General features: G+C 65.9%; 7 protein-coding genes. 1 reads left to right on the top strand and 6 read right to left on the bottom strand.

Annotated elements, in window-relative coordinates; translation table 11 throughout:
* The first annotated feature begins 510 nt into the window (after positions 1-510).
* Complete coding sequence (locus ETD96_RS38880; protein WP_138641494.1) at positions 511-1,515, top strand: methyltransferase; 1,005 nt, start codon at positions 511-513, stop codon at positions 1,513-1,515.
* A gap of 14 nt (positions 1,516-1,529) precedes the next feature.
* Here ETD96_RS38880 and ETD96_RS38875 read toward each other — a convergent pair whose 3' ends face one another.
* The 6 genes from ETD96_RS38875 to ETD96_RS38850 all read right to left on the bottom strand — a co-directional run.
* Entirely contained in the window at positions 1,530-2,948 is a 1,419-nt protein-coding gene (locus ETD96_RS38875) for a DUF6297 family protein (protein WP_138641493.1), read from the bottom strand.
* Positions 2,945-3,586: an ABC transporter ATP-binding protein gene (locus ETD96_RS38870; RefSeq protein WP_138641492.1), complete on the bottom strand. Its 642-nt coding sequence runs from the start codon at positions 3,584-3,586 to the stop codon at positions 2,945-2,947. The genes ETD96_RS38875 and ETD96_RS38870 overlap by 4 nt, the downstream gene beginning before the upstream one ends.
* Positions 3,587-3,628: 42 nt before the next feature.
* Positions 3,629-3,955: a hypothetical protein gene (locus ETD96_RS38865; protein ID WP_138641491.1), complete on the bottom strand. Its 327-nt coding sequence runs from the start codon at positions 3,953-3,955 to the stop codon at positions 3,629-3,631.
* A gap of 214 nt (positions 3,956-4,169) precedes the next feature.
* Positions 4,170-5,395 (bottom strand): IS3 family transposase gene (locus tag ETD96_RS38860; protein WP_240808540.1). Its coding sequence is split into 2 segments (ribosomal slippage): positions 4,170-5,092 and positions 5,092-5,395, totalling 1,227 coding nucleotides; the frame shifts between segments, so codons are not numbered across the junction.
* 6 nt (positions 5,396-5,401) lie between these two features.
* The gene (locus ETD96_RS38855; RefSeq protein WP_138641490.1) at positions 5,402-5,929 is read right to left on the bottom strand and encodes a hypothetical protein; all 528 of its coding nucleotides are present in this window, start codon (positions 5,927-5,929) and stop codon (positions 5,402-5,404) included.
* 350 nt (positions 5,930-6,279) lie between these two features.
* Positions 6,280-6,595 (bottom strand): tyrosine-type recombinase/integrase (locus ETD96_RS38850; RefSeq protein ID WP_240808539.1); only part of this gene is annotated, 316 nt, incomplete at its 5' end.

Below are 6,595 nucleotides of genomic sequence, written 5' to 3'. Positions count from 1 at the left end.
GTGGTGTCGTCGACACGGTCGATCACGGACATGACGTGTGGTTCTCCCCCCGAAGAACGTGGGCGCTTCACCCACTGATCACTTGCTCCCCAGCAAGATCACTTTCCACACCTGAGGGAATACCCCCTTCGGGGGTGCTGTCGAAGCGGATCTCGTTGATCAGAGGGAAGAGCGCGATGGGCATGGCCAGGACGGTGGCTGCGAGATCGTGGCGGAGAAGCCAGGATGGGGCGCCGAGGATGATTCGCCAGACTTATGGGGGTGGTCCACGAGGTTGACGCGTGCGTGGATTGGCCTGCTGCTGATCGTGGGTGCGGGGCGAGCATCGCCACCAACAACCCTCACCTCGGATGTTGCTACGACGCTATGACGCCACCCTTTCGTGCCTGCGGCGCGGGTGATGCAGGCTGGATATAGGATTGCGGAGAATGCTTAGGTTGACGTGCAAGGTTCAGCCTACCGGCCTCATTCGTGATTCATGCGTCAGATTGTTGCCGAACGAGGGATTCGATGACTGCGAATATCGCGCTCCACCAGCAGATCGTTGGGTTGTCGGACCTGATCACACCCATGGCGATCCGGGCCACGGTCACCCTCGGCATCGCCGATCACATAGGTGAGGACGGCGAGACGCTTCCGGACCTCGCTGAGCGGGTCGGCGCGCAGCCCCGCCCGCTCGGCAAGCTCCTGGCTCATCTGGTGAGCGTGAACATCGTCGCCCTTGACGAGGGCCGTTATCGGCTCACCGAGCTGGGCACTGTTCTGCGGCGAGACGGGAATGCGCCGTGGCCGTTCGAGCAGCTTGACTTGGACGGGGCGATCGGGCAGACGGAGCTCGCCGTGATTCACCTCGTACACACGTTGCGAACAGGAGAATCGGTCTACCGGCGAATGTTCGGTACCGACCTGTGGTCCTATGTCGACGGGCGCAAGAACGCCGAGGACGAACTGAGTTCCCAATCCAAGGCGGCGCCAGCTTTCGACGTTGAGGTTCTGGTGGAACATCCGTGCTGGCGCACTGCGGACACGCTGGTGGACGTGGGCGGGCACACCGGTGCGCTGGTCGAGGCGCTGCTCACCAGACATCCGAACCTACGCGCGACCCTCCTGGATTTGCCCACTTTCGCCCGAGTGGCACGACGTCGCTTCGACGAGACCGGGCTGGGCGATAGGGCCGCTGCCGTCGGTCAGGACTTCTTCGAGCCGCTGCCCCGGTACGCCGACATCTACCTACTCTCGGCCGTTCTCGCCGACTGGGATGACCAGAGCGCCGTACGGCTGCTGCGCAACTGCGCGAATGCCGCCGGGCGGAATGGCAGGATCCTGCTGTCGGAGGTGTACTTGCCCGAACACCTTCAGTGGCCGAGCAGCGCCATGACGCTCTGGCTCGAGGCCATCACCGCCAATCCGGACCGGACCCCGGAGGACCTGTCGGCTCTGGCCGCCGAGGCCGGGCTGAGTGTGGCGCGGGTGGACCGAGCGGCGACCCGCGTGGTGCTTGAGTTGCACGCCTGATTGGGCCTGCAGTGTCACCCCGCCAGCGCCGTTTGGACGAGGCACAGCACGGCCAGCAGGGCAGGTCCGCGAGCGAGCTGCAAGATCAGGCCGACCGGGGTCGGGCCGAAAACGCCGAAATCGACGAGGGAGCCCCCGTAGTCGGTTGGCGGCCTGGTCGCGATCCGGTAAGCGACGAGCACCGCGCCTACGGCCGATATCGCGGCGGCGAGGACGGAGATGCCGGAAATGAGCGCCGCGGTGACCGACGACCAGACCACCGCGCCAGTCGCAGGGACCACCAGGTGCGCGAGCATGAGCGACCGATCCGAGCCGCCCAGCGCCCTGCGGATCGAGGGTGAGTGCGAGACAAAGCGGAGCCCTCCGGCCAGCCTGTCCACGGCAAGGAACGCCGCCACCAGATGGACGGCGGGCAGCAGGAGCGTCAGGCCGATCACGTGTGCCGCGTAGGGCACCGGCATCAGGGCAGCCCAGACGAACAGGCCGGTGCGGGTGCGCAGCACACGGGCCAGGTCGGCCCTCACCAGCGCGATGGAACGGCTCCCCTTGATCGCAGCCGGCCTGACTCTCGCGATCGTGCGGGCACGGCGTTCCAGGACGATGGACCAGAAGAACGTGAAGTCCAGGGACAGCACCGACACCTGGGTCGCCGTCGCGAGCTCGACTCCGGAAGACACTGCCCCCAGGGTGAGCGTGTCCAGGCCACGGCGAGCCGTGTGGATCGCGACTGCGGTCCCCGCCACGAGCACGACCGCGCATGTCGTGTACACTACCGTGCCAGCCGTCTCCAGGCCCGTCAGTAGGTAGCCAGGCTGCAGGACGGGGATCGCCACGGCGACGATGGCGAGCGCGTAGGAGACCACGCCGAGTCCGCGCTGGACGCCACGCACCGACCGCAGTCTTGCCTGTGCCAGCACGCACAGGCATGTCTCTATGGTTCCGATTGCTGCCCAGAGCACCAGCCATGGTGCGAACGGGACTGCGAGTCCGGCCGTCAGCAAGAAGGCCATGCCGATGGCGGCGCACGCCGCCGTGCCGATCGCCACGGCGGCGGCGAAGTGGCCGACCAGCAGCCGTCCCCGATCGACCGGTGTGCTCAGCAGCCAGGTGCGTGACGCGGCGCCGGCGTACAGCGGCCCGAACGCCAGCAGGGCCCTGGCCAACAGGGCCACGCACAGGACCGCGATGATGGCGGAGGTCAGGCGGATCACCGAGGTCCCCGGCGAAGAGGATGCGACGTCGCCCTGGTCGATGCGCCGGAGCCCGTCATGTACGACCTCCCACACCAGGCCCCCGAGCACTGCCAGGTAGAGGGCGCGTTCGAACAGCAGGGACAGGGTGGCGGTCAGGGAGTGCCGCGGTTTCCTGGACCGCACTCGACGGCGCAGCTCCCCCGCCCGCGGAACGGTCTCGCGCACGTCGGCGACAGTCATGTCGCGACCTCGATGGTCCAGTCCGCCGTCGCGTCGATCAGCTCCCGGTCGTGGGAGGAGAACAGGATGCCCACTCCGGCGGCCTTCTCGCTGTTGAGCCGGGAGGCGAGCCAGGCCCGCCCCTTGGCGTCCAGACGCTGTTCCGGCTCGTCCAGGAGCAGGAGCCGGCGTGGGCGCACCAGGCAGGAGGCGAGGCCGAGCCGGTGCCGCTGCCCACTGGACAGGGTGGCGGGAAGCTGGTCGGCCGCGCCGGACAGGTTGAGCTCGTCCAGCAGGGCGTCGACCGTCTTCGGCGGGTCGGCCGTTCCGTGCGCCCAGGCGTACAGGCTCAGGTGGTCGACGACCGACAGGTCGGGGAAGTAGTCGACGTCGTCGAGCAGACATGCCATCGCGGCGCGTACAGCCGGATCCGACTCGCGGAGCGGACTGCCGTCCAGCTCAATGCTGCCCTCGTCGAAGTCCTCGCTCCCGGCGACGCACTTCAGCAGCGTCGTCTTCCCCGCGCCGTTGGGGCCGACGACGGCCGCCGCCTCACCAGGCCGGAGGATGAAACCCACGTCCTTCAGAACGGGTATGTCGAAGTAGGACTTGCGCAGATCCGAGACGCGCAGGAGGTCCTGTGCGGCCAGTGTGCTCATGGAGGTGACTTCGTTGCCGCGCCGGCAATCATCGGCATCACGTTAGCAACACGCGTAGGAGCACGACAGCGCCGCACTGCAGGTCGTGAAGGTCAACATGAAGATCGCGACACCGCCAGCCTCTCTCCGCATGCACTGGGCGATCTGGATGAGACGTTGCCGTTCGGTGGAGTGTCCGCCGATCTCTCCGTTGAAGAACGACATCATCTGGTCGACGGTCGCTTCGATGTCCTGTTCCTCACCCTTGATGAACGCCGCGCCCGCACCGACGAAGTCGTCGATTCCCCGCACATCGGCCATGGACTCCTCGAGTTGTGTCATGAGCGCGGCCAGGTCGGCCCGCCGCCCCTGATTATCCTCGGCGGCCATCCTGTTCCTCTCGGTCTTCACTATCGGCTCCCTTCGACGTCTGCGTCGATCATCCTGGTTCCGCCCGGCCGAATCGATGTGGCAGGGGAAGCAGTGGCGACACGATCGTCGGGTCGACCCTGCGGAGGGCCGTGAGCGCGGCCCCAGCCGCGCCAAGCATCACGCCATACCCGTCAGGCCAGACCAGAGTGGGCCGCCCCGGCAAAGTTGGAGGCTAGATCGGTTGGTTCTCGATCGCCAGACCGGTGCCGGCGGCTGATCGGTTGAACATCTCCTCGTATTCGGCCGGAGGAGCGTTCCCGCAGTAAGAATGTAGTCGTTCTGAATTGTACCAGGCAACCCATTCCATGGTGGCCATCGTCACATCCATGACACCTTGCCAGCCGCCATGGAACTCGATGAGCTCCTTCTTGTAGAGACTGTTTAGCGACTCCGCAGCGGCATTGTCATACGAGTCGCCCTTACTGCCGACAGAACGGGCAGCGCCGACCTGGTCGAGTCGTTCGGCGTAGCGGATAGAAGTGTATTGAACACCCCTGTCGGAATGGTGGACGAGGTCGTAGACGTCACCTCCGCGTGCCCAGATCGCCATTTCCAGGGCGTCGAGCGCGAGATCGGTGCCGAGGTGGTCGGCGACCTGCCAGCCGACGATCCGCCGGGAGTACAGATCCTGGACGAACGCGGTGTACACCCAGCCCGCCGCGGTGGCGACGTAGGTGATGTCGGCGACCCATCGCAGGTCTGGCCGGTCCGCGGTGAAGTCACGGTCCAGCAGGTCACCTGGCCTGTCGGCGCTGGGGACGGTGGTTCGGGGACGCTTGCGGGACCAGGTCGCCCCGGCGATGCCCAGTTCGCGCATCAGCCGTTCGACCGTGCACCGCGCGACGGTGACGCCCTGCCGGTTGAGCTCGCCCCACACCTTCCGAGCCCCGTACAACTGCCGTCCCGGCCCTTTCCACACCCCCAGGATCTCCTTTTTCAGTTCTTCATCCCGGACCACACGAGCCGACGGATTCGACTCCCGCTTCTTCGCCGCCCAGTACGTGGACGACGCGAACTCCAACACGGCACAGATCGGCTCCACGCCGAACTGTTCGCGATGAGCATCAACGAACTCGACTAGCGCGGCAGTTTGGGATCGAGTTCCCGGGCGAAAAACGCCGAAGCGGCCTTCAGGATCTCGTTCGCCCGCCGCAACTCACGAACTTCCCGCTCGAGTTCGGAGATCCGCTGCGCGTCACTGGTCGACCGTCCTGGACGCTTCCCGCCGTCGACCTCGACCTGACGTATCCAGGTCCGCAACGCCTCGCGATGCACCCCGAGCTGGTCGGCGATCCGGGCGATCGACCCGGTCCGCTCACCGGTCTGCTCACGTAGCTCAAACACCATCCGAACCGCGCGTTCCCGCAGCTCAGGGCTGTACTTTCTCGGGGGTGCCATAGCCCCTCACCCTTCCAGGTATCGGAGCCTCCACCAGACCCGGGGTGGCCCACCTTTGGTTGCCAACATGGCAAGCACGGTCATGCCGAAGCTCCGGGTGATGTTCTCGGGTGATGTGTTGTAAGGCATGTCCCGTAGAAGCACGCCATCGGTTTCGACCACCAGGGCGGTCCTGACGTAATCCAGCAGGAGCCGCAACTCGCCCGGCGGCAGCTTGTCGCCCGCGTGAACGATCACTATTTTCTCCACCGGCCGACGTTCCCGGCGCTGCTGACGTTCGCGGTCCACGAACGCCTGGTAAGGCGGGGCGGCTTCGACCCTGTCGCGGTCCATCGTCATGAGCACAGCCGTGTTGCCGTCTGCCCCTTTTGTGTTCACCGTGACCGAGGTGAGCGCTTTGTAACGGAAAACAAGCTTGATGTCGTAGCCTGCCGGAGTGTCGGGGTAGAGCCAGCAGCCACTCATCTTCAGGTACGTCTCGCCGAGTAGCCCGACGACGGCGGCGGTGTCCATACCCAGTTCCAGCTGGAACACAGGATGGCTGATGTCCAGCGCTGCGTTGTGATGTGCCGGTGCCTGTGGTCGTTGCGGCTGCGTCCTTGGCTTCCTGCGAAATATACCCATGGTTGCCGTCCAAAAGTTGACTTAGCGAGCGCAACGACGTGTCACAACCCTACACAAATCAGCTCAGCCAGCCTGTTCCTTATCAACGACGTGGACGGGGTCGCCGTAGTACTCGGGAAAGATCGGGCGCATATAGGGGTCGCCGTAGTCTTGGCCGAGAATCCAACGAACCCGTCCCTGACCAGGTGATTCTCAGGTGCTTGACGTGAGGCGTGGTCTTTCAAGAGAGCGCTCGCGGCGGCTGTTCTGGTGTCCTGCGGTTAGTGGGTGCGCCGGGGTGGGGCAAGGATGCCGGTGATCTCGGCGACGGCCTCGCCGCCGGGCCGGGTGTAGCGCATGGCGTTGCGCGGGTTCTTGTGGCGGGTCTTGGCCATGATGAGCTGGAGCGGGACCTTCTGCTCGCCGAGGTGGGTGGCGGCCGAATGGCGAAGCTGGTGCGGGTCAAGGCCGAGGTGGGTGTCCATCAGGACGCGGAGGCGGTCGTAGCCGAGGCGGGGCCGTCCGGTGTGGGGGGCAGATGTGCTCAGGTCCGGGCCTTCGGGCGGGGACGGGACGCCGGTCGGCGAGGAAGAGGGG

The sequence above is a fragment of the Actinomadura geliboluensis genome (assembly GCF_005889745.1).
Lineage (GTDB): Bacteria > Actinomycetota > Actinomycetes > Streptosporangiales > Streptosporangiaceae > Spirillospora > Spirillospora geliboluensis.
This window is presented reverse-complemented; position numbering and strand designations above follow the sequence as displayed.

Coding starts and splice junctions, on each gene's coding strand:
- ETD96_RS38875 (WP_138641493.1), bottom strand. CDS start 2,948: ATGACTGTCGCCGACGTGCGCGAGACCGTTCCGCGGGCGGGGGAGCTG.
- ETD96_RS38870 (WP_138641492.1), bottom strand. CDS start 3,586: ATGAGCACACTGGCCGCACAGGACCTCCTGCGCGTCTCGGATCTGCGC.
- ETD96_RS38880 (WP_138641494.1), top strand. CDS start 511: ATGACTGCGAATATCGCGCTCCACCAGCAGATCGTTGGGTTGTCGGAC.
- ETD96_RS38865 (WP_138641491.1), bottom strand. CDS start 3,955: ATGGCCGCCGAGGATAATCAGGGGCGGCGGGCCGACCTGGCCGCGCTC.